General features: G+C 68.0%; 21 protein-coding genes and 1 riboswitch. Of the genes, 15 read left to right on the top strand and 6 right to left on the bottom strand.

Translation table 11 applies throughout. The annotated features are described in order from the left end of the window. Positions 1–562: 562 nt before the first annotated feature. Positions 563–1,465 (bottom strand): lipid A hydroxylase LpxO, encoded by a 903-nt coding sequence (gene lpxO / locus ASD86_RS00670; protein WP_056105861.1) that lies wholly within the window; start codon positions 1,463–1,465, stop codon positions 563–565. Between the two features lie 292 nt (positions 1,466–1,757). Between lpxO and glyA the strand changes: the two genes are divergently transcribed. From glyA to ASD86_RS00600, 14 genes are all read left to right on the top strand, one after another. Continuing rightward, positions 1,758–3,047, top strand: a complete 1,290-nt coding sequence (gene glyA, locus ASD86_RS00665) for a serine hydroxymethyltransferase (RefSeq protein ID WP_056105859.1) — start codon at positions 1,758–1,760, stop codon at positions 3,045–3,047. Further along, a complete protein-coding gene (locus tag ASD86_RS00660; protein WP_056105857.1) occupies positions 3,040–3,699 on the top strand; it encodes a TonB family protein in 660 nt (219 codons plus the stop codon). Before glyA ends, ASD86_RS00660 begins: the two co-directional genes overlap by 8 nt. 183 nt (positions 3,700–3,882) lie before the next feature. Beyond that, positions 3,883–4,407 carry an energy transducer TonB gene (locus ASD86_RS00655; protein ID WP_056105855.1) on the top strand — a complete coding sequence of 175 codons (525 nt, stop codon included), beginning with the start codon at positions 3,883–3,885 and terminating at the stop codon, positions 4,405–4,407. Between the two features lie 44 nt (positions 4,408–4,451). After that, complete coding sequence (gene nrdR / locus ASD86_RS00650) at positions 4,452–4,970, top strand: transcriptional regulator NrdR (RefSeq protein ID WP_036104695.1); 519 nt, start codon at positions 4,452–4,454, stop codon at positions 4,968–4,970. A gap of 176 nt (positions 4,971–5,146) precedes the next feature. Further along, positions 5,147–5,884 carry a hypothetical protein gene (locus ASD86_RS00645; RefSeq protein ID WP_056105854.1) on the top strand — a complete coding sequence of 246 codons (738 nt, stop codon included), beginning with the start codon at positions 5,147–5,149 and terminating at the stop codon, positions 5,882–5,884. Next, positions 5,881–6,981 carry a bifunctional diaminohydroxyphosphoribosylaminopyrimidine deaminase/5-amino-6-(5-phosphoribosylamino)uracil reductase RibD gene (gene ribD / locus ASD86_RS00640; RefSeq protein WP_056105852.1) on the top strand — a complete coding sequence of 367 codons (1,101 nt, stop codon included), beginning with the start codon at positions 5,881–5,883 and terminating at the stop codon, positions 6,979–6,981. The genes ASD86_RS00645 and ribD overlap by 4 nt, the downstream gene beginning before the upstream one ends. 140 nt (positions 6,982–7,121) lie before the next feature. Further along, complete coding sequence (locus ASD86_RS00635; RefSeq protein ID WP_056105850.1) at positions 7,122–7,898, top strand: class I SAM-dependent methyltransferase; 777 nt, start codon at positions 7,122–7,124, stop codon at positions 7,896–7,898. A 501-nt stretch (positions 7,899–8,399) separates the two neighbouring features. Next, a riboswitch (FMN riboswitch) is annotated at positions 8,400–8,569 on the top strand. Between the two features lie 183 nt (positions 8,570–8,752). Beyond that, positions 8,753–9,364 (top strand): riboflavin synthase, encoded by a 612-nt coding sequence (locus tag ASD86_RS00630; RefSeq protein ID WP_056105848.1) that lies wholly within the window; start codon positions 8,753–8,755, stop codon positions 9,362–9,364. Further along, on the top strand, positions 9,361–10,491 hold the full coding sequence (gene ribB, locus ASD86_RS00625; protein WP_056105846.1) for a 3,4-dihydroxy-2-butanone-4-phosphate synthase: 1,131 nt from the start codon (positions 9,361–9,363) through the stop codon (positions 10,489–10,491). Before ASD86_RS00630 ends, ribB begins: the two co-directional genes overlap by 4 nt. A gap of 71 nt (positions 10,492–10,562) precedes the next feature. Then, positions 10,563–11,462: a phytanoyl-CoA dioxygenase family protein gene (locus ASD86_RS00620; protein ID WP_056105844.1), complete on the top strand. Its 900-nt coding sequence runs from the start codon at positions 10,563–10,565 to the stop codon at positions 11,460–11,462. 3 nt (positions 11,463–11,465) lie between these two features. Then, positions 11,466–11,933 (top strand): 6,7-dimethyl-8-ribityllumazine synthase, encoded by a 468-nt coding sequence (gene ribH / locus ASD86_RS00615; protein WP_036104660.1) that lies wholly within the window; start codon positions 11,466–11,468, stop codon positions 11,931–11,933. Further along, complete coding sequence (gene nusB / locus ASD86_RS00610) at positions 11,930–12,391, top strand: transcription antitermination factor NusB (protein ID WP_056105842.1); 462 nt, start codon at positions 11,930–11,932, stop codon at positions 12,389–12,391. Before ribH ends, nusB begins: the two co-directional genes overlap by 4 nt. A gap of 66 nt (positions 12,392–12,457) precedes the next feature. Beyond that, the gene (gene thiL / locus ASD86_RS00605; RefSeq protein WP_056105840.1) at positions 12,458–13,465 is read left to right on the top strand and encodes a thiamine-phosphate kinase; all 1,008 of its coding nucleotides are present in this window, start codon (positions 12,458–12,460) and stop codon (positions 13,463–13,465) included. A 407-nt stretch (positions 13,466–13,872) separates the two neighbouring features. Beyond that, the gene (locus ASD86_RS00600; protein ID WP_157475964.1) at positions 13,873–14,985 is read left to right on the top strand and encodes a hypothetical protein; all 1,113 of its coding nucleotides are present in this window, start codon (positions 13,873–13,875) and stop codon (positions 14,983–14,985) included. A 282-nt stretch (positions 14,986–15,267) separates the two neighbouring features. Here the strand turns inward: ASD86_RS00600 and ASD86_RS00595 are convergent, their stop codons facing one another. From ASD86_RS00595 to ASD86_RS00580, 4 genes are all read right to left on the bottom strand, one after another. Then, positions 15,268–16,668, bottom strand: a complete 1,401-nt coding sequence (locus ASD86_RS00595; RefSeq protein WP_056105836.1) for an FAD-linked oxidase C-terminal domain-containing protein — start codon at positions 16,666–16,668, stop codon at positions 15,268–15,270. A 6-nt stretch (positions 16,669–16,674) separates the two neighbouring features. Next, a complete protein-coding gene (locus ASD86_RS00590; protein ID WP_056105834.1) occupies positions 16,675–17,220 on the bottom strand; it encodes a metal-dependent hydrolase in 546 nt (181 codons plus the stop codon). A 222-nt stretch (positions 17,221–17,442) separates the two neighbouring features. Continuing rightward, a complete protein-coding gene (locus ASD86_RS00585) occupies positions 17,443–17,856 on the bottom strand; it encodes a YraN family protein (protein ID WP_056105832.1) in 414 nt (137 codons plus the stop codon). Beyond that, positions 17,840–19,234 carry a penicillin-binding protein activator gene (locus ASD86_RS00580; RefSeq protein ID WP_162253584.1) on the bottom strand — a complete coding sequence of 465 codons (1,395 nt, stop codon included), beginning with the start codon at positions 19,232–19,234 and terminating at the stop codon, positions 17,840–17,842. Before ASD86_RS00580 ends, ASD86_RS00585 begins: the two co-directional genes overlap by 17 nt. 75 nt (positions 19,235–19,309) lie before the next feature. Here ASD86_RS00580 and rsmI point away from each other — a divergent pair, with 75 nt between their 5' ends. Continuing rightward, positions 19,310–20,137: a 16S rRNA (cytidine(1402)-2'-O)-methyltransferase gene (gene rsmI, locus ASD86_RS00575; RefSeq protein WP_056105830.1), complete on the top strand. Its 828-nt coding sequence runs from the start codon at positions 19,310–19,312 to the stop codon at positions 20,135–20,137. Here the strand turns inward: rsmI and ASD86_RS00570 are convergent. Beyond that, entirely contained in the window at positions 20,134–20,475 is a 342-nt protein-coding gene (locus tag ASD86_RS00570) for a hypothetical protein (RefSeq protein ID WP_056105828.1), read from the bottom strand. The two genes, rsmI and ASD86_RS00570, sit on opposite strands and share 4 nt — an antisense overlap. Between the last annotated feature and the right edge of the window lie 81 nt (positions 20,476–20,556).

Genomic DNA, 20,556 nt, shown 5'->3' with positions numbered 1-20,556 from the left:
GCTGGCTGGGTTCCAGCGCGGGGGATGGGTGGGTTAGAAGGTGGAGGCGCGGGGCGGAGGATTCAAATGGCCCGGCGCGGGTGGTTCGGGTTGCGCGGGAGGCGTGGCTGCCTGTTTTCGGCAGCGGATTTTCGTTGCAAGTGAGCGGTGCTCCCGGTCGTCATTCCCGCGAACGCGGGCTCTGCCCTGCTTCGGCGGAGCCGAACATCCAGAGACTTCAGCGTCATCTCACCGGATGTCATTCCCGCGAAGGCGGGCTCTGCTTTACTTCGGCGGAGCCGAACATCCAAAGCCTTCAGCGTCATCTCCAGGTCGTCATTCCCGCGAAAGCGGGTATCCAGTGACTTCAAGCGTTCTCGCACGAAAGGCCCTGGATGTTCGGCTCCGCCGAAGTAAAGCAGAGCCCGCCTTCGCGGGAATGACGGTAGGTAAGGGCGGTCAATCCTGGAAGAGGTCTCGCTTCGGGCAGCTTGCAAAACAGCAGTCACAGCGAGCTACGCTCTTCCCGAATCCCGAATCCCGAATCCCGAATCCCGAATCCCGAATCCCGAATCCCAACCCCTCAAATCCAAACAATAAACGCCACCACCGCCACCACCGCCGCGTACTTGAAGAAGTAATACGTCCCCTTGCTGCGTTCCTTCAGCCCCTTCGCCTTCAAGCGCAGGCTGTAGAAGTACTTGAACGCCTTGTTGATCCCGCCGGTCTTGTCGCCTTCGTTGTTCGGGGAGGCGCCGGCCGCGATCAGGCGCTTGGCGATGAAACGGTTCAGCCCGCGCGCCCAGCCCCAGCGCATCGGCCGCTCGATGTCGCAGAACAGGATGATGCGGTTCTGCTCGGAGCCGTTCTGGGCCCAGTGGATATAGGTTTCGTCGAACATGGTCCATTCGCCGTCGCGCCAGCTGTAGCGCTGGCCGTCGACGTCGATGAAGCAGGCGTCGTCGTTGGGCGTGTCCAGGCCCAGGTGCAGGCGCAGCGAGCCGGCGTAGGGGTCGCGGTGCGGGCGCAGTTCGCCGCCGGGCGGCAGTTCGGTGAACATCGCCGCCTTGACGCTGGGCACTTCGCGCAACAGTTGGGTGGTGACCGGGCACAGCTCGGCGGCCGAGGGGTGGGCGTCGTCGTACCACTTCAGATAGAAGCGCTTCCAGCCGCGGCGGAAGAACGAATTGAAGCCGACGTCGTTATAGCCCTCGGCGGCCTTGATCTGCTGCAGTTCGCGCAGGTGCAGGGCCTCGGCGCGGATCTCGCGCCAGCGCGCGCGCAGCGGCTCGAGTTCGGGGAAATACTGGTCCGGGCTCAGGTACGGGCTGGTCGGCACCCGCGAGCAGGCGTACATCAGCACGTTGATCGGCGCCATGAAGGTCGAATGGTCGAGCAACTGGCGGCCCAGGCGGTGGCGTACCCGGCCGCGGTAATGGACGTAGACCGCGCTGGCGAGGAACAGGAAGACGAAGACCCATTTCATGGTCGCAATATCCGGAACTGAAGCTGTCATAGTCGGGGCCGCCGTGAGCCTGGCGGCCGGACCGGCCGGTGGGGGCGGGCCCTGAGGGTTGAGCGACGGTCATTGTCCGCCGGGTCGGGCGCCGGTGGCAGCCCTGCCTTGGCGGTTGGCCGCCATACGCCCCTAGGCTAACATTTCAAGTCTTGCGTCAAGCCACCCCCGCATTAACGGGGCGCGGCGGCCGCTTCTCGCCACCGCCCGGCCTGACCCCGAGGTTCCTCCCCCTGTCCGCTCCTTCTCCGAGGCTCCGCGAATGTTCCCCAGCCACACCCGTATTGCCGGATTCGATGACGAACTCGCCCAGGCCATCGCCGCCGAGGCCCGCCGGCAGGAAGACCATGTCGAACTGATCGCCTCGGAAAACTACGCCAGCCCGCGCGTGCTCGAGGCCCAGGGCAGCGTGCTGACCAACAAGTACGCCGAAGGCTATCCGGGCAAGCGCTACTACGGCGGCTGCGAATTCGTCGACATTGCCGAGCAGCTGGCGATCGACCGGGTCAAGCAACTGTTCGACGCCGATTACGGCAACGTGCAGCCGCATTCGGGCTCGCAGGCCAACCAGGCGGTGTATTTCGCCCTGCTCAATCCGGGTGACACCATTCTCGGCATGAGCCTGGCCCACGGCGGCCACCTCACCCACGGCGCCAAGGTCAACGCCAGCGGCAAGCTGTTCAACGCGGTGCAGTACGGCGTCAACGAGCAGGGCCTGATCGATTACGACGAAGTCGAGCGCCTGGCCTTGGAGCACAAGCCGAAGATGGTCGTGGCCGGCTTCAGCGCGTACTCGCAGGTGGTCGACTGGGCGCGCTTCCGCGCCATCGCCGACAAGATCGGCGCGTATCTGTTCGTCGACATGGCCCACGTCGCCGGCCTGATCGCCGCCGGTGTGTACCCGAGCCCGGTGCCGCACGCGCACGTGGTCACCTCGACCACCCACAAGACCCTGCGCGGCCCGCGCGGCGGCATCATCGTCGCCAAGCGCTGGGAAGGCGCGATCGATGCCGGCGCCGGCGCGGTCGATTTCGACGAGATGCAGAAGAAGCTGCAGAGCATCGTGTTCCCGGGCATCCAGGGCGGTCCGCTGATGCACGTGATCGCGGCCAAGGCGGTCGCGTTCAAGGAAGCGCTGGAGCCCGAATTCAAGGACTACCAGGCCCAGGTCGTCAAGAACGCCCAGGCCATGGCCAAGACCATCATCGCGCGCGGCTACAAGATCGTCTCCGGCGGCACCGAGAACCATCTGATGCTGGTCGACATGATCGGCAAGGGCATCACCGGCAAGGACGCGGAAGCCGCGCTCGGCCGCGCCCATATCACCGTCAACAAGAACGCGGTGCCCAACGATCCGCAAAAGCCGTTCGTGACCTCGGGCCTGCGCATCGGCACCCCGGCCGTCACCACCCGCGGCTATAAGGAACCCGATTGCGTGGCCCTGGCCGAGTGGATCTGCGACGTGCTCGACAACCCGAAGGACGAGAACGTCATCGCCGGCGTGCGCGACAACGTGACCAAGCAGTGCGCGCAATTCCCGGTGTATGGCTAAGCCGTTTTTCCGGCTGGCGGCGGTCGGCTGGCTTGCATGCCTGAGCGTGCAGGCGGCCGAAGCTCCGCCGGCCGGAAAATCCGCGCCGCCCGCGATCGAATACAAAACCGTGACCCCGGCCGAAGCGGCCGGGGCATCCGTGGTCGACATGCCGGCGCCGCCGCCGAACGCGCCGGACTTCAGCCAGGACATCGGCATGACCGAGACCTACTACATCCCGGCCTGCCAGGAGTCCATGCAAGGCGCAAGAAAGTACCGCGTCAGCTGGCGCGAGATTTCCGACTTCCATACGCGCAATCGGGTTCCGTGGCTGTCCGAGCTCGACCGCAGCGGTGCGCCGGACACGTATTCGCAGCCCGGCAGCCGCGCGCCGGAACCGAACAACCGGCCCGAGGCGATCTATCCCGTCGCCGCGGGCGCCAAGGTCGGCGAGGTGGTGGTGAAAGTCATCGTCGACGCCAAGGGCCGCACCCGCGACGCGATGGTGATCTGCAGCAACGACACGGTGTTCGACGCGCCCGCGCTCGCATTCGCCAGGCAAGTCACCTTCGAGCCCGCGCAGCGCGATGGCCGCGCGGTCGCCGACTATGGCAATGTGAGCCTGCGTTTTTACCCGGATGGGCCGAAGTACGGGTTCCGGCGGCACAAATGAACCGATTGCATGGCCCTGGCCGAGTGGATCTGCGACGTGCTCGACAACCCGAACGACGAGAACGTCATCGCCAGCGTGCGCGAGAACGTGACCCAGCAGTGCGCGCAGTTCCCGGTGTATGGCTGAGCGACGGTCCGCGCGTTTGAACAACGCGCGGCCACTAACCGCAGCGGCGGCCGCCCGATGACCGCGATCGGGCGGCTGTGGTTTTCGGCAATCCTTGGCCTCTGCGGCCCGGTGTGGGCTGCAGGACAGATCCCGCCCCCGCCGGAACCCGAGCCTGAGTCCATCGAGGCGCCCCCATGGGTGCCGCGGGAGACAGCGGTTTTCCGGGAGACGCGGTATCCGGCGAGCTTCTTTTGCGCGAACAAGAAAATGACTCGCATCGATGAGGCCGATTTTCAGGGGTTTCTGCGTCGGTACGACGAGAACTCACTGCGCTTGCGTCTGGCCCCGTCTTTACGGCCGCAAGCCGGCACACTAAACCTCGTGTATCCCGAAGGGCTGGAGCAATCTGCCGATATCGTCTTGCTCCTGGCTGTGGATGCGTCCGGCGCGGTCCGCGAGGCGCGGGTATTGTGCAGCACCTCCACCCAGTTCCACGATGCGGCGTTGCAAGCGGTAAAAGGCGCGAGATTCACGCGCCCGTACGATCAGGCGCCGACGGAAGTGGGATTTTTCAAGATCCGGTATCGGCTGCCGGATTGAGTAAAGTGGTGCTGTCGCTCGGCTAACCGGATTACTCTAAAGACATGCATTGTCCTTTCTGCCAGCACGTGGACACCCGGGTCATCGATTCGCGCGTGTCCGACGACGGCGCGACCATCCGCCGCCGTCGCGTCTGCGAGGCCTGCGGGGAACGTTTCAGCACGATCGAGACGATCGAACTCAAGCTGCCGGTGATCATCAAGGGCGACGGCCGCCGCGAGGCGTTCGACGCGCGCAAGCTGCGCGGCGGCTTCGACCGCGCGCTGCAGAAGCGCCCGGTCTCGGAAGAACAGATCGAATCGGCGGTGCGCGCGGTCGTGCATCAGCTGCGCATGACCGCCGAACGCGAACTGGCCTCGCGCCGGGTCGGCGAATTCGTCATGGCCGAACTGCGCAAGCTCGACCACGTCGGCTACGTGCGCTTCGCCTCGGTGTATCGCTCGTTCGAGGACGTGGCCGATTTCCGCGAGGAACTCGACCGGCTGGAACGCGATATCCCCGGCGACGGCCAGCTGACCTTGCTCGGCGACGATGAGCCGCGGCCGGACAAGAAGAAGCGCTGAGCATTGGTCGCGGGGCTGGACGACATGGACGGAGTCCTGTCTGGGTTCCGCGGGCACGCGTTGCAAGCCAGGCACTGACGGATGGGTAACCCATGGCTATGAGTTTCAGCGACTTCGCAGCGCATTCTTCCCGATCTCTACGTTGGGCGATTGCCGGTTCGATCGTTTGCGTCTCGATGCTCGCCGCTCCAGCCGCGTTCGCCTGCGAGCCCGCGGATGCGACGTCGTCCGGCGGCTACGTCTCGGCGGCCGCGAAACCGACGGCGAGCCTGCAATTGAACCGCGACGGCAGTTTTCGCTTGCTCGGCGTGCCGGCGCCGGGCGCGGACTTCAGCGGCTGCTGGCAACGCATCGGCGACACCGTGGCGCTGGTGGAGGGCGCGGCGATCGGCGGCGAAGGCATCAAGCGCAGCTTGCCCGAGCCCCTGACCCAGGCCGATCTGGACAAAGTTCGCGGCGACGGCATCGACACGATGCAGCAGGCCATCGACGCGGGACTGCTGCCGCTCGCGCGCGCCTGGGCGAATCAGCCGCGGCGCGCGGGCGAAACCGTGCGGGTCAGCGTGTACGAGCCGCGGATCGGACTGGCGGTCGGCGACGCCAAGGCGATGCTGCGTCTGGCCGACGGCAAGGTGATCGAGCAAAGCCCGGTGCCCGGCGACGACGGCCAGTTCAAATTCGCCAGCTTGCCCAAGCGCGCGGTGGTCAAGGCCATCGGCGTGCGCTTCCCCGAGCAGCCCGACCGCGTTCGCTGGCTGACCGTGGAGGATTCGACCAAGTTGCTGTACGCGATCGAATTCGATGCCCGCGCGCTGGGCGCGGGCGAGGGCGGCGGCATGACCCTCACCCGTCAGGCCGACGGCGGCCTGATCTCCGATTTCCCCGACGCCACCCACTTCAAGCGCACGCCATGACTTCCCACTTCAGCGCCACCGATCACGCCCACATGGCCCGCGCATTGCGTCTGGCCGAGAAGGGCGCGTACACGACCAAGCCCAATCCGCTGGTCGGCTGCGTGATCGCGCACGGCGGCGACATCGTCGGCGAGGGCTGGCACGAACGCGCCGGCGAACCGCACGCGGAAGTGCATGCCTTGCGCGCGGCCGGCGAACGCGCGCGCGGCGCGACCGCGTACGTGACCCTGGAGCCGTGCGCGCATACCGGCCGTACCGGGCCGTGCAGCGAGGCGCTGATCGCCGCCGGCGTGGCGCGCGTGGTCGCGGCGATGCGCGATCCATTCGAACAGGTCGACGGCGCCGGTTTCGCCAAATTGCAGGCGGCGGGCATCGCGGTCGAAAGCGGCTTGATGGAAACGCAGGCGCGCGCGCTCAATCGCGGTTTCCTGTCGCGGATCGAACGCGGTCGGCCGTGGCTGCGGGTCAAGATGGCGTCGAGCCTGGACGGACGCAGCGCGATGGCCAGCGGCGAATCCAAGTGGATCAGCGGCGAAGCCTCGCGCCTGGACGTGCAGCATTGGCGCGCGCGCAGCGGCGCGATCGTGACCGGCGCCGGCACCGTGCTCGCCGACGATCCCTCGCTGACCGTGCGTCTGGGCGACGACACCGCGTTCGTCGCGCCGCTGCGGGTGGTGCTCGATCCAGGCCTGGCCACGGTCGCGCGCGGCCGCGTGCGCGAAGGCGATGCGCCGACTCTGTACCTGCACGCGCCCGACGCCAAGCCGTCGCGCTATTTCGACGCCGCGCATGCGGCGGTGCCGATGATCGAGGGCCGGATGGATTTGGGCGCGGTGCTCAGGCTGCTGGCCGAACGCGGCGTCAACGAAATCCAGCTCGAAGCCGGCGCGACCCTGGCCGGCGCATTCCTGGCCCAGGGACTGGTCGACGAAGTGCTGCTGTACGTCGCGCCGGTGTTGCTGGGCGAAAACGCGCGGCCGTTGTTCGGCGGCCTGGGCATCGAGGCGATGACCAGCAAGCTGCAGTTGGATGTGATCGATGTGCGCCGGCTTGGCGAGGATACGCGGGTGTTGTTGCGGCCTCGGAAGCAGGAGTGAGTGCAGAGGAGTGAGGAATGAGTAGGGCATTGGACGTCTGTGTGTTCGCGCGCGCAGACCGATGCTCGACCCGGCAACCTCACGCCCGCTTCGCTCCCGCTCTGACTCACTCCTCACTCCTCTGCACTCACTCCTCGCTTATGACTCAGAACGCCTTCAAGGACCATTTCTCCGCGATCGCCGGCGCCTACGCCGCCGCGCGTCCGGAGTATCCCGACGCGCTGTTCGATGCGATCGCCGCGCAGGTGCCGGCCGATGCGACGGTGTGGGAACCCGGCTGCGGCAGCGGCCAGGCCACGCGCGGGCTCGCGGCACGGTTCGCGCGGGTGCATGCGAGCGATCCCAGCGTCAAACAGCTCGAGCAGCATTGGGCGCACGAGGCCTCGCTGCACGGCGAAGGCACGGTCAGCCTGAGCGTCGCCCCGGGCGAACGCAGCGATCTGGCCGATGCCAGCGTGCAACTGATCGCGGTCGCGCAGGCCCTGCACTGGTTCGACCGCGAACGCTTCTTCGCCGAATGCGAGCGCGTGCTCGCGCCACGCGGGGTGTTGGCGGTATGGGCCTACGGCGATTTCCTGCCGCCGCCAGGCATGGAGGTCGCGGTGGCCGATTTACGCGCCCGCATCGACGAGTTCTGGCAGCGGGAAAACGCCGAGGTCCGCGCCGGTTACCCCGATTACCAATGGCCGTTCGAGACCGTGCCGGCGCCGTCACTGTGGTTGACCGCGCAGTGGGGGCTCGGGCGTTTTCTGGGTTATCTCAACAGTCTGTCCGCGACCGATCGCTGCCGCGCCGCGACCGGCGACGACCCGGTCGCGCTGAACCGCCCGGCGCTGTCGCAGGCTTGGGGCATGGCCGAGGACCTGCGGACGATTCAATGGCCGCTGACCTTGCATTTGCGGCGTAAGGCGGGTTGATAGGTGATTCGTGGCGGTGAGGGTGGTCGCGATGGGTGGCGCCACTTCGGCGCCGGCCCATCGAGCGCTCACCCGGGACGTCACCTCCAGAACGTCATCCCCGCGAAGGCGGGGATCCAGAGACTTCAGAGTCATCCCGCCAGAACGTCATTAGCCTTCAGCGCTTCCTTCCACGTCGTCATTCCCGCGAACGCGGGAATCCAGCGACTTTCGTGCGAGAACGCTTGAAGTCACTGGATGTTCGGCTTCGCCGAAGTAAAGCAGAGCCCGCCTTCGCGGGAATGACGAGCAAAAGCAACGCCGGATGCTTTGTTGGGTCTGCCAACTTCGGCGATTTCTGGGTGCAACTCTCGAAGTTCGAACTTCGAACTTCGAACCCCTAGTCCGAACCCCAATCCCCCCACCCACAGAACAAACCATCCACCCGTCCCCATCCCCCAGACCCCGGCCGCCCAGCCCCCGGGTGGTAAACTCCCCGCGCCGGTTCGCCGGTACCACCAGTAACGTCTTCAGGGCGGGGCGAAACTCCCCACCGGCGGTAGGCGCGGCAACGCGCGAGCCCGCGAGCGCCTCGCGCGTGGCAGCCGAACCTCGGCCGCCACGCGCGAGGGTCAGCAGATCCGGTCCAATGCCGGAGCCGACGGTCACAGTCCGGATGAAAGAAGACGGCTACGCGCGAGCCCTCCGCGAGGATGGGCGAGACGACTCCCGCGGCCCGGCCGCGCGTCGTGCGTTGTCTTCAAAGCCTTGAGGCGTTTTTCGCTCACTTCTTGCGGGAAACGTTTCATGACCCAGTTCAATCGCAACACCGGCGCGGGCTTGCGCCGTCGCGGTCTCCGTCAGGAGGTCCGCTGATGTTCACCGGCATCATCGAAGGCGTCGGCAGCATCGCCGACAAACGCGATCTCGGCGGCGACGTGCGCTTGCGCATCGCCACCGGCAGTCTGGATTTCACCGAACCCAAGCTGGGCGAAAGCATCGCGGTCAACGGCGTTTGCCTGACCGTGATCGAATTCGGCGCCGGGTGGTTCGATGCGGACGCGTCCAACGAAACCCTGTCGCTGACCACGCTCGGCGCGCTCAAGCCCGCCGCGCGGGTCAACCTGGAACGCGCGATGCGGCCGAGCGACCGGCTCGGCGGGCACATGGTCAGCGGCCATGTCGACGGCGTCGGCGCCGTGCTGTCGGTCCACGACGACGCGCGCGCGCAGCGCTGGCGCTTCAAGGCGCCGGCGCCGCTGCTGCGCTACATCGCCAAGAAAGGCTCGATCTGCGTCGATGGGGTCAGCCTCACCGTCAACGAGGTCGATGCCGAAGGTTTCGAAGTCGCGCTGATCCCGCACACCGTGCAGAACACCGCGTTCGCGCAGACCGGCATCGGCGACGCGATCAATCTGGAAATCGACTTGGTCGCCCGTTATGTCGAGCGTCTGCTCGGCGAGCGTCACACCGGAGGTGCGGCATGAGTTTCGCGAGCGTTCCCGAATTGCTGGAGGAAATCCGCGCCGGCCGCATGGTGGTGATCGTCGACGACGAAGACCGCGAGAACGAAGGCGACCTGATCATGGCCGCCGAGCTGGTGCGTCCAGCCGACATCAACTTCATGGTCACCCACGCGCGCGGGCTGGTGTGCCTGTCGCTGATGCGCGAGCGTTGTTTCCAGCTCGGCCTGGGGCCGATGGTGCGCGACAACACCTCGCCGCACCACACCAACTTCACCGTCAGCATCGAAGCGGCCGAAGGCGTCACCACCGGCATCTCGGCCTACGATCGCGCCCACACCGTGCGCACCGCGGTGCGGCCCGACGCCAAGCCGTCGGACCTGGCCCAGCCCGGCCACATCTTCCCGCTGATGTCGCAGCCCGGCGGCGTGCTCAGCCGCGCCGGCCACACCGAGGCGGCGAGCGATCTGGCCCTGCTGGCCGGCCTGGAACCGGCCGGTGTGCTGGTCGAGGTGCTCAACGCCGACGGCAGCATGGCGCGGCGCCCCGAACTCGAAGCGTTCGCGGCCGAACACGGCTTGAAGATCGGTTCGATCGAGGAACTGATCCGCTATCGCCTGGCCACCGAGCACACCATCGAGCGGGTCGACGCGCGCGAGATCGAGACCGAGCACGGCCCGTTCCAGTTGCTGAGCTATCGCGACCGACTCACCCACGCGCTGCATTTCGCGATGGTGCGCGGTCAGGCCGATGCGCAGATCCCGACCCTGGTGCGGGTCCATGTGCAGAACCCGCTGGCCGACGCGCTGCATTGGCGCCGGCCGGACTTCGGCCCGGCGGTCGGCGACGTGCTGGCCGCGATCGCCCGCGAAGGCCGCGGCGCACTGGTGCTGCTGGCCGATCACGCCGACGCGGATGCGCTGTTGGCGCGGGTGCGCGGCGGAACCCAGGGGCACGACGCGGCCGATCACGCCGACAGCGAGCCGCCGAACGAGTCCAGCGGCCGGCAGGCCCTGGTCGAGTGGCGCAGGAACGGTGCCGGCGGCCAAATTCTTGCTGACCTGGGTTTGGGCAAGTTGCGTGTCATGGGGACACCACGCAGGCAGATCGGCCTGGGCGGCTTCGGTTTGGAGGTCGTCGAGTACGTTTGAACGCCCCGGACGGGCGGGTAGACTGCCCGCCGACCCGCCCTCCGGCGCTGCCGCAAGTTCCTACCGATCCGATGAAATTCCCCTGGAAATGGCTGCGTTCGCGCGGCGCGGACGCCGTATCTCCATTGACCGCGCAGATGTGCGAATCCTGGGATCGGGACGGCTTGCTGGTCCTGCCGGGCTTCTACAGCCCGGCCGAAGTGGAGGACGCCGAGGCGTCGCTGCGCGAGGCCTGGGAGCAGGGCGCGCCGCGGATCGTGGTCGACGACCTGGTCACTGGCGAACGCCTGCCGCTGGCGCGGGTGAGCGAGCAGGCACGCCGCGAGCACCGCTTCAAGGTCAGCGACCTCTACCTGGAGCGGGAGGCCGTGCGCCGCCTGGCGCTGAACGAGCGCATCACCCCGATCGTGGCGGCCCTGCTCGGCCAGCCGCCGGTACTGTGCAACTCGCTGAGCTTCGAGCAGGGCAGCGCCCAGCCCGATCACGTCGATTCGCTGTACATGACCCCGCGCACGCCACACCACCTGGTCGCGATCTGGGTGGCGCTGGAAGACACCCACCCGGACGCCGGTCCGTTGCGCTACTACCCCGGCAGCCATAAAATTCCGCAGTACGTCTTCAGCAACGGCAGCCACCATTTCATTCAGGATGAAATGCCGTTGTGGGACAGGCACATGCGGGCGCAGGTCGAGGCCCTCAAGCTGCAACCCGAGGTGTTCCTGGCCCGCAAGGGCGACGTGTTCGTCTGGAGCGCCTATCTTCTGCACGGTGGCAGCGATATCCGCGATCCGGCCCGCACGCGCAAGAGCGTCGTGTTCCACTACCTGTCCAAGCAAGACTGTCTTGCCTATCGACTCGCCCTGGCGCCGGAAGGTCCAGGTTTCTGGCTCTACCGGCAGCATCCCGCCGTGCCAGGCGAGGACGATCCGGCCTGGCCGCCCTTGCCAGCCACTCCGCTCATAAGGCCGTAATCCATGCCCCATTACGAAGGCGATCTGCGCAGCCCCCCGGGCGCGCGCTACGCCATCATCGCCAGCCGCTGGAACCCGCGCATCACCGACACCCTGGTGGCCGGCGCGCGCAAGACCTTCGCCGAACACGGCGTCGCCGAGGACGCCATCGACGTGATCCGCGTCCCCGGCGCCTGGGAACTGCCGGTCGTCGCCCGCCGCCTGGCCGTGGCCGGCCGTCACGCGGCGGTGGTCGCGCTGGGCTGCGTCGTGCGCGGCGACACGCGTCATTACGAACAAGTCGCCGACGGCTGCTCCGACGGCCTGATGCGCGTCTCGCTCGACCACGGCCTGGCGATCGCCAACGGCGTGCTCGCGGTCGAACGCCACGAAGACGCCGAGGCCCGCGCAGGCGGCAGCCACGGCAACAAGGGCGAGGAAGCCGCGCAGGCCGCCTTGGAAATGAGCCATTTGCTGGGACAACTGCCATGACCCGTCGCCGTCAGGATGGAATCGACCCGGTCGCGCGTTCGCGCGCCCGCCGCCGCGCGCTGCAGGCCGTGTACGCCTGGCAGATGTCCGGCTCCAAGGTCAACGACGTGATCAGCCAGTTCGCCCACGAACAGGCCCACGAAGTCGCCGATCTGGAATATTTCGAAGACCTGGTGCGCGGGGTCGACAAGCACCAGGACGAACTCGATACCGCGCTCGCGCCGTTCCTGGATCGCGACATCGAGCAGGTCGATCCGATCGAGCGCGCGACCTTGCGCATCGCCGCCTACGAGCTGCGTCTGCGTCCGGACGTGCCGTACCGCGTGGTGATCAACGAGGCGATCGAGACGGTCAAGCGCTTCGGCGCCGAACACGGCCACACCTACGTCAACGGCGTGCTCGACCATGCGGCGGCGGAGTGGCGCGCGGTCGAATTCGGCGCGTCGAAGAAGAAGTGATCGGATCGCGTCGCGCCCGCGCGCGGCGCGATCGTCGCGAGACCTGTCACCGATGATGCCGCCGCGATGAGCGCCGCCGAATTCGACCTGATCGCGCGCATCCGCGCGCGCGTGGGTACTCGCGACGACGTGGTGCTCGGCATCGGCGACGATGCCGCGCTGCTGCAACCGCCGGCCGGCATGCAGCTCGTGGTCGCCACCGACACGCTCAACGGCGGCGTGCATTTCTTCGAAGACGCCGCGCCGGCAGACATCGGCTGGAAATCGCTGGCGGTGAATCTGTCCGACCTCGCCGCGATGGGCGCGCTGCCGGCGTGGGCCACGCTATCCCTGTCGCTGCCGGCGCAGCCGGGCGATGCGACGCAGGCCTTCGTCGACGGTTTTCTCGACGGTTTTCTGCAACTGGCCACGCAGCACCGCGTCGCCCTGGTCGGCGGTGACACCACGCGTGGGCCGTTGTCGGTGTGCGTGACCGCGATGGGTTTTGTCGAGGCCGGCGCTGCGTTGCGCCGCGATGCCGCGCAAGTCGGCGACGAGATATGGATCACCGGCACGCCCGGCGATGCCGCCGGCGCGCTCGCCCTGGCCGGCGTCGCGCCGTACCGCGATGCGGACGTGCGCCGCTGCGCCGGCGATCCGCTCACCGATCACGCGCGTTTGTTCGAACGCCTGCAACGGCCGACGCCGCGGGTCGCCGCCGGCCGCGCGCTGTGTCCGCTCGCGCATGCCTGTATCGACGTCTCCGATGGTCTGCTCGCCGATCTGGGCCATGTCTGCGCGGCATCGAAGGTCGGCGCGCGCATCGACGCGGCCGCGGTGCCGGTGTCGCCCGCGCTCGCCGCCGCCTGCGAGGGCGAATCGCGCTGGTCGCTGCAACTGGGCGGCGGCGACGATTACGAACTGTGCTTCACTGCCGCGCCCTCGCGCCGCGATGCGATCGCTTCGGCGTTGCGCGCGGCCGATACGCCGGCCTGCGTGATCGGCCGGATCGAGGCCGAACCGGGCGTGCAGGTGTGGCGGGCCGATGGTTCGCAGTGGACGCCGCCGCGGCGCGGGTATCAGCACTTTGGTTGAGGCGTCATCCGCGGCTTCGGCTGCGAGAGCGTCGCGAAGTTTCTGAGGGCTTCAACCCCGATGCCTTGCGTTCTGACGAAGCGATCCGACCGAAAAGTATCGGGGCTGAAGTCCCACCCCCAAAAACCATCGGCTTCGCGTCGAGGACTTGCGCTCACGCGAACGCGAAACAGCGCGATTGCGCTCGATCGCCCTATGCCATCAGTTGGGTCGAGCCAGCTCAAAAGTTCAGACCGCTTTCATTGCGCCGGTGCGAGCCTGATCCGACTTTCCCATCGCCTGCCGTCATGCGCCCAGCCGCGTCGATCTCCGCTTCTTTCCATCGGCGTCGCATGAGCCGCGTGGCCATCGCTTGTGTCGTCGCCACGGTCGCTGTTGGATTGAGCGGTTGCGGCCCGATGCGTTCGTTGGTCGGAATCAATACCGTGCATCTGGGCGAGGCGCAGGTCAGTGCGATGCAGGTCGACATCGGCCCGGGCATCAACACCATCTGCCCGCGCCAGCCGGTGCAGATGCATGCGACGGTCACCGCGCAATTGCCGCGCGAAGCGGCGCCATCGACCTACGAAACCTGGCGCGGCAGCAACGGCACGCGCCGCAACGGCATGTTGGATTTCCGCAACTTCGCCTTCGCCAGCGCGCAGGGGCAGTTCGACGAATTGGGTTGGTTCGCGCCCGATCCCGATGTGTTGGCGACCGTCGACAGCGGTTTCGCGATCAGCGCGCAACTGCTGCATCCGCGCGCGCAACTGGCGCAGACGCTGCATTACGACCCTGACTATCGCTGCATCGTCAGTGCCGGCGCGCCCGGCGGACCGGGCGCGGACGGGCCCGACGGCGCCAGCGGTTACAGCGGCCACGATGGCCGCAACGGTTTCGACGGCCAGGACGGCGGCGACGGCGCGCGCGGCGGCGATGGCGCGCCGGGCGGCAACGGCTTCAACGGTCCGCATCTGCGCGTGTATGCCACCTATGCGAGCACGCGGCTGTATCCGAAGCTGATCGTGGTGCGGGTGCTCGGCGATATCGAAGACCTCGTGCTCGCGCCGGCCGATCGTCCGCTGACCTTGATCGCCAGCGGCGGCCGCGGCGGTGCGGGCGGCGATGGTGGAAGCGGCGGCAGTGGCGGCGACGGTGGTCGCGGCGAAGGCGGCAAGGAGCGCGCGGGGTACGGCGGCGATGGAGGTCATGGTGGCGACGGCGGCTTCGGTGGGCCGGGCGGCATCGGCGGCGATGGTGGTTTTGTTGAATTGGTTTATGACCGGCGTTATCCGGAGCTCGCGCAACTGCTGCGGTTCGATGTGTCGGGCGGTAGTGCGGGATCGGGCGGCGGTGGCGGCAGTGCCGGCTCGCGCGGCGATGGCGGCAACGGTGGCGCGGGTTCGGGTCGCGATGGGTATTCGGGCAATTACGGCGGATCGGCGCCCGAGGGCGGCTTCGGCCGGCCCGGCGATGCGGAGATGACGGCGGGCGAGGTGTCGGCGTATTTCCGCGAGCTGCCGGGTGTGCGGATGCTTTGAGGCGGGCGACGCGGCATGCGTTGTATGCGGCCACTCAAGCCCGACTGTCGGTGTCGAGGTATTCCCCCATTTGAAAAGGGGGCAGGGGGATTTGCTCTTGCTCCACACCGCATCGACCAAGGCAAAGTCAAAAGCTCAAATCCCCCGCGTCCGCTGCGCGGACGCCGCCCCCTTTTTCTAAAGTGGGCAAAAGCAGATGCGCCGCTTTATTGAGATGCGCGGGCTGCGGTGAGTTATGGCAGTACGCTCGTCCGGCGGTAGTTCACGACACGTCACTCCACCTCACTCGTCCGGCAACAACTTGCCCGGATTGAGGATGCCGTCGGGATCGAACACCGTCTTCAACTGACGCATGATCGCCAAGGTTTGCGCGCCCACCGCCTGCGGCATGAAATCGCGCTTGGCCAGGCCGATGCCGTGTTCGCCCGACAAAGTCCCGCCCAATGCCAGCGCCAGTTCGAACACGCGGCCCATCGCGGCATGCGCGCGTTCGTTCTGCGAAGAGTCGGCGGGATCGTAGAGGAGGTTGACGTGCAGGTTGCCGTTGCCGGCATGGCCGAAACACACGATCGGCAGGGCGAATTCTCGCGACAGCGCTTGCACGCCATCGACCAGTTCGGGGATGCGCGACACCGGCACCACCACGTCTTCGTTGATCTTGCCCGGCGCCAGCGTGCGCAGCGACGGCGACAGCGCCTTGCGCGCGGCCCAGAGTTTTTCCCGCGCGGCTTCGTCGGCGGCGTCATCGAGCGATAGCAGGCCGTCGCCGGACGCGGCGCGTTTCAAAGATTCGATCGCGAACGGCAAGGTCTGCGCGTCGCCGTCGGCTTCGATCATCAGCAACGCGCCAGCCTCGTGCGGCAGATCGGCACCGCCGACATCGCGCGCCAGCCGCACCGCGTCGCCGTCCATGAATTCCAGCATCGACGGCGTGACTGGCTGCGCCATCAGCCGCGCGACCGCGAGCGCGGCGGTGGAGACATCGCGATAGGTCGCGCGCAAGGCCGCGCGCGCCGGCGCGGTCGGGGTCAGGCGCAGGCTGGCTTCGACGATCAGCGCGAGCGTGCCTTCGCTGCCGACCAAGAGTCGATGCAGGTCGTAGCCCGTAGAGCCCTTGGTCGTAGCCGTGCCGCACACGATCAATTCGCCCGCGCCGGTCACCGCGGTCAGCGCCAGCACGTTGTCGCGGCTGGCGCCGTATTTCACCGCGCGCGGGCCGCCGGCGTTGCAGGCCAGATTGCCGCCGACCGTACTGAACGCGGCGCTGGTCGGGTCGGGCGGCCAGAACAGGCCATGCGCTTTCAGCGCGGTCTGCAGATCGCCGTTGAGCACGCCGGGTTCGACGATCGCGCAACGATCGCCAGGGCGGATTTCGACGATCGCGTTCATGCGTTCGAACGAGACCACCACGCCGCCGGCGATCGGCACCGACGCGCCGGTGGTGTTGGTGCCGCGACCGCGCGCGACCAGCGGCACGCGATGGCGCCGGCATGCGCGCACCAGCGCCAGCACCTGCTCGCGCGACTGCGGCAGCGCGACCGCGTCGGGCAACGATTGCCGGCGCGAGTTGTCGTAGGCGTAGGCGAGGCGTTCGCCGGGATCGGTCAGCCATCCGGCGCCGAACAGCGGCGCCATTTCCTCATGCAGCGCGGGCGGCAGGCCGACGGCGAACTCAGCGCGCATCACGGCTCACCGTGCGCGATCCGCGCCGCGTGTGCTGATGCGCCGCAATAGCGCGCCGACCGCGCCGAGCGCGAGCGCCGGCGTCACCACCCAGCGCGCTTCCGACAGCAGCACTTCGACGCCGCGCGCGCTGAAGAAGCGCGCGCCGATCGGCGAGACTTCGATCGGCCGCCACGGCGCGAAGATGCGCGCGTCCGACCACGGCCAGTACAAGGCGACGCCGAGGCCGCCGTCGGTCAGGGCGTCGAGCAAGGGATGCGAGGCGGCGCACACGAACAGCCACAGTGCCGCGCGCCATGGCGGCACCCGCAGCCAGCGCGAGCATAAGGCGCCAAACGCGGCGATCACCGCGGCGAATACGAACGAATGGCTGGCGCCGCGATGGCCGAAGTCGTCGGCATAGGCGATGCCGAGCTTGAACGCGACCACGTCGGCATCGGGCAGCATCGCGGCGAGCGCGCCGGCCACGAGCAGTCGCGGCGGAATCGTGCGCGATCCGAGCGCCCATCCCAGGGCAAGCGGAACCACGGCATGGGTCATTACGGTAGGCATGGGCCCATGGTATCGCCGCGAGCCGCCGGCCGCGCGTTGGCCGCGGGTTTGAATCGATGAAGCAAGCTAGTCTCATCGCGATGGGCGCGATACTTTTTTAGATGGGGCTTAGACCCGGCGCTCGCTCTGTTGTGATCGGTTCCGATGATCGGAACAAAGGCATCGGGGCCAGAGCCGTTCTCAAAAGAGTGAACGCCGCTCGCCGCGGCCGAGTTACGAGCGCTAGATATCGTCGGCGCGAAAGGCATCGCGCAACCAGTTCAAATCAGGTTGCGCCGGATCGCCATCGGCTTCGATCACGTCGAACCGGCACGGGCTGTCGCTGTAAGCCGGATGAGCGAGCAGGAAGGCCTGCGCGGCGAGCACCAGTTTGCGCCGCTTGCGCAGATCGACCGAGGCCGCGCCGCCGCCGAAGTGGTCGCTGCGCCGGTAGCGCACTTCGACGAAGACGACGGTCGCGCCGTCGCGCATCACCAGATCGAGTTCGCCGAAGCGATAGTTCGCGTTCGCGGCGATATCGCTCAGGCCGTGTTCGAGCAGATAGGCGCGCGCGGCGGCTTCGACCGCGGCGCCGCGGCTGCGGCGGTCCGACGCGCGCGGCGCCGGACCGTTGCGCGGATCAGCGGCGCGCGGCATCCGCCAGCGGCACCGGCACGCCGCTGCTGAAGGTCGACCACGCCGGGGTGCGCAGCACCGAGCCGCCGCCATCGATGCGCAGCACGCCGGTGGCGCCATTGATGAAGGCGTCCGGGCGCGTGGCCAGACGTTCGAGATAGGCCGACAGTTGCCAGGCGTCGTAACCGAACGCGAACAGGCGCGCCGCACCCGGGCCGCGCGCGGTCGGCAGGGTCTGGCCGACGCCCACCGCCGGCGGCAGGCCGCGAATGCCGCCGCTGGTCCACGATTCCGACGGGAACGCGAGGCCGTCGAGCACGCGGTCCTGCTCCGGCTTGCCGGTGCCCGACAGCAGCTGCGAGGTCGCCACGCGCGGCTTGTCGGACAGGCCGACGATCGCGAGCTTGGGAATCAGGGTGCGCGCCGCGCTGCCCTTGACCGCCAGGAACACGGCGTCGACGCCGCCCGGCTTGGCCACGAACGGACCGAGATCGGCGGTGCCTTCGCCGATGGTGTCGCTGATCTGCGCGCCGCGTCCGGCCAGGCGCTCCTTGAGCGCGGCGATCGCGCGGCGCTGGCCGTCGTCGCTGCCGCCGATCGCGAGCACGCGCTTGGCGCCGCGGTCGAGCAGGAAGTCGGCTGCGGCGATGCCTTCGTCCTCGGGGGTCAGCGAGAAGCTGACGTTGCCGCTGGGCGGGGCGACGTTGCCGCGGTTGAGCGCGAGCACCGGCACCGGCAAGGTGCCCTTGGCGAACACCGCGCTGACTTCGTCGCGGCCGAGCGGGCCGATCACGAAGTCGTTGCCGTCGGCGACCGCCTTGTCGTACGCGGCCACCGCGCCGGCGGCGTTGCTGCCGGTGTCGTAGAACAAGATGTCCGGGCGACGCCGGCTTTCGCCGTAGTAAGCGCTGCTCAGGCCGTCGCGCACCGAGGCGCCGGCGACAGCGGAGGCGCCGGTCGCCGGCAGCAGCACCGCCAGTTTCATCGGCGGGCGGTAGCCGTCGGCTTCGGCCGGCGGACGCTGGCCGGCGTTGAAATTCCAGTCGGAGGTGCGATCGAACGGACGCGGCAGCGGCAGGCCGCGCTGCATCATCACCTTGCCCATGAAGTTGTAGAGCGGATCGCCGACCGGCAACGCGGCGGCTTCGCGGCTCAGCGCGGCGTCGTCGAGCTGGCCGAGCAGGCGATTGATCTGCTGTTCGTTGTCGCTGCGCGCCGCGCCGCTCAGGCCGGCGTGTTCGCGCGCGAGGTGCCCGGCCTGGGCGATCAGCGGATTGGAGGCGTTGGTCGCGGCGGTCGGGCGGGTTTCGACGCTGGCGCAGCCGCCGAGCACCGCGGTCGCCGCCAACAGGCCGATGAACGTCCATGTCAAAGCGGGCCGGTTTTTCTTATGAGTCATCGGCTTGCATTCGCCGCGCAGCGGCGTTCCTGTGGGACCGGTTAGGATTCTACCCGGCCTTGAACCCAGAGCACGATGCAGACCTTCGGCACCCTTCATATTGTCGCCACCCCGATCGGCAACCTCGGCGACCTGTCGCCGCGCGCGCTGGAAACCCTGCGCACGGTCGCGGCGATCTGCGCCGAGGACACCCGGCATACCCGCCAGTTGCTGTCGCATTTCGGCCTGGAACGCCCGCTGCTGGCGCTGCATCAGCACAACGAGGAGCAGCAGGCGGCGCAGTTGGTGGCGCGTCTGCAGGGCGGGGATTCGCTGGCTTTGGTGTCGGATGCGGGCACGCCCTTGGTCAGCGACCCGGGCTATCGCCTGGTCCGCGCCGCGCGCGCGGCCGGCATCCGGGTCTCGCCGGTGCCTGGTGCCTGCGCCGCGATCGCCGCGCTCAGCGTCGCCGGGCTGGCCTCGGACCGGTTCAGTTTCGAGGGCTTCCTGCCGGCCAAGACCTCGGCCCGGCGCGAACGCCTGACCCGGCTCGCGGCCGAGCCGCAGACCTTGTTGTTCTACGAATCTTCGCACCGGATCGAGGAAACCCTCGACGACATGATCGGCGCGTTCGGCCCGTCGCGCCGCGCGGTGCTCGCGCGCGAGCTGACCAAGCTGTTCGAAACCGTGCTCGACGGGTCGCTCGAAGCGCTGGCGGCGCAGGTCAAGGCCGATCCGAATCAGCGCAAGGGCGAGTTCGTGCTCGTGGTCGAAGGCGCCGGCGACGATGCCGACGCCAAGGTGATCGAAGGCAAGCGCCTGTACGCCAAGCTCAGCGAGCATCTGCCGCCGTCGACCGCGGCGAAGCTGGCGGCGGAGTTGAGCGGGGCGCCGCGTAAGGCCTTGTATGGCAGCGCCGACTAATCCGCTTGCGCCGCGCGTTGTTGCTTGAGCGCGGCGACCAGGCGGTCCATCAGTTCCTCGCCGGCCACCACTTCGAAGTTCCAGCAGTCTTCGGACACGAAAATCGGCTGGCCGTTGAGTTGGATGACTTTCTCGCCGCCGTCGATGCTGAGCGAGCGTTCCAGTACGGCTTCGGTTTCGCGGATCGACGCGTAGGCGCGCCAAAAGGCGTCGCGCAGTTGTTGTTCGCTCCAGTCGGGCAAGCGTTCGGCCAGATCCTGCGCGCCGATGAGGCCGTGACGGCGCAGCATGCCCAGTGGATACAGCGGGTAATGATCTTCGGGGTCGTCGCTTGGCATGGATTGGCCGATGGTTGGCGCGGTTCGCGGTTCGTGGCGCGTGGCGCGTGGCGCGGATCAATTTAACCGCGCGGCGACGGT

Source organism: Lysobacter sp. Root690 (assembly GCF_001427785.1).
Lineage (GTDB): Bacteria > Pseudomonadota > Gammaproteobacteria > Xanthomonadales > Xanthomonadaceae > Lysobacter.
This window is presented reverse-complemented; position numbering and strand designations above follow the sequence as displayed.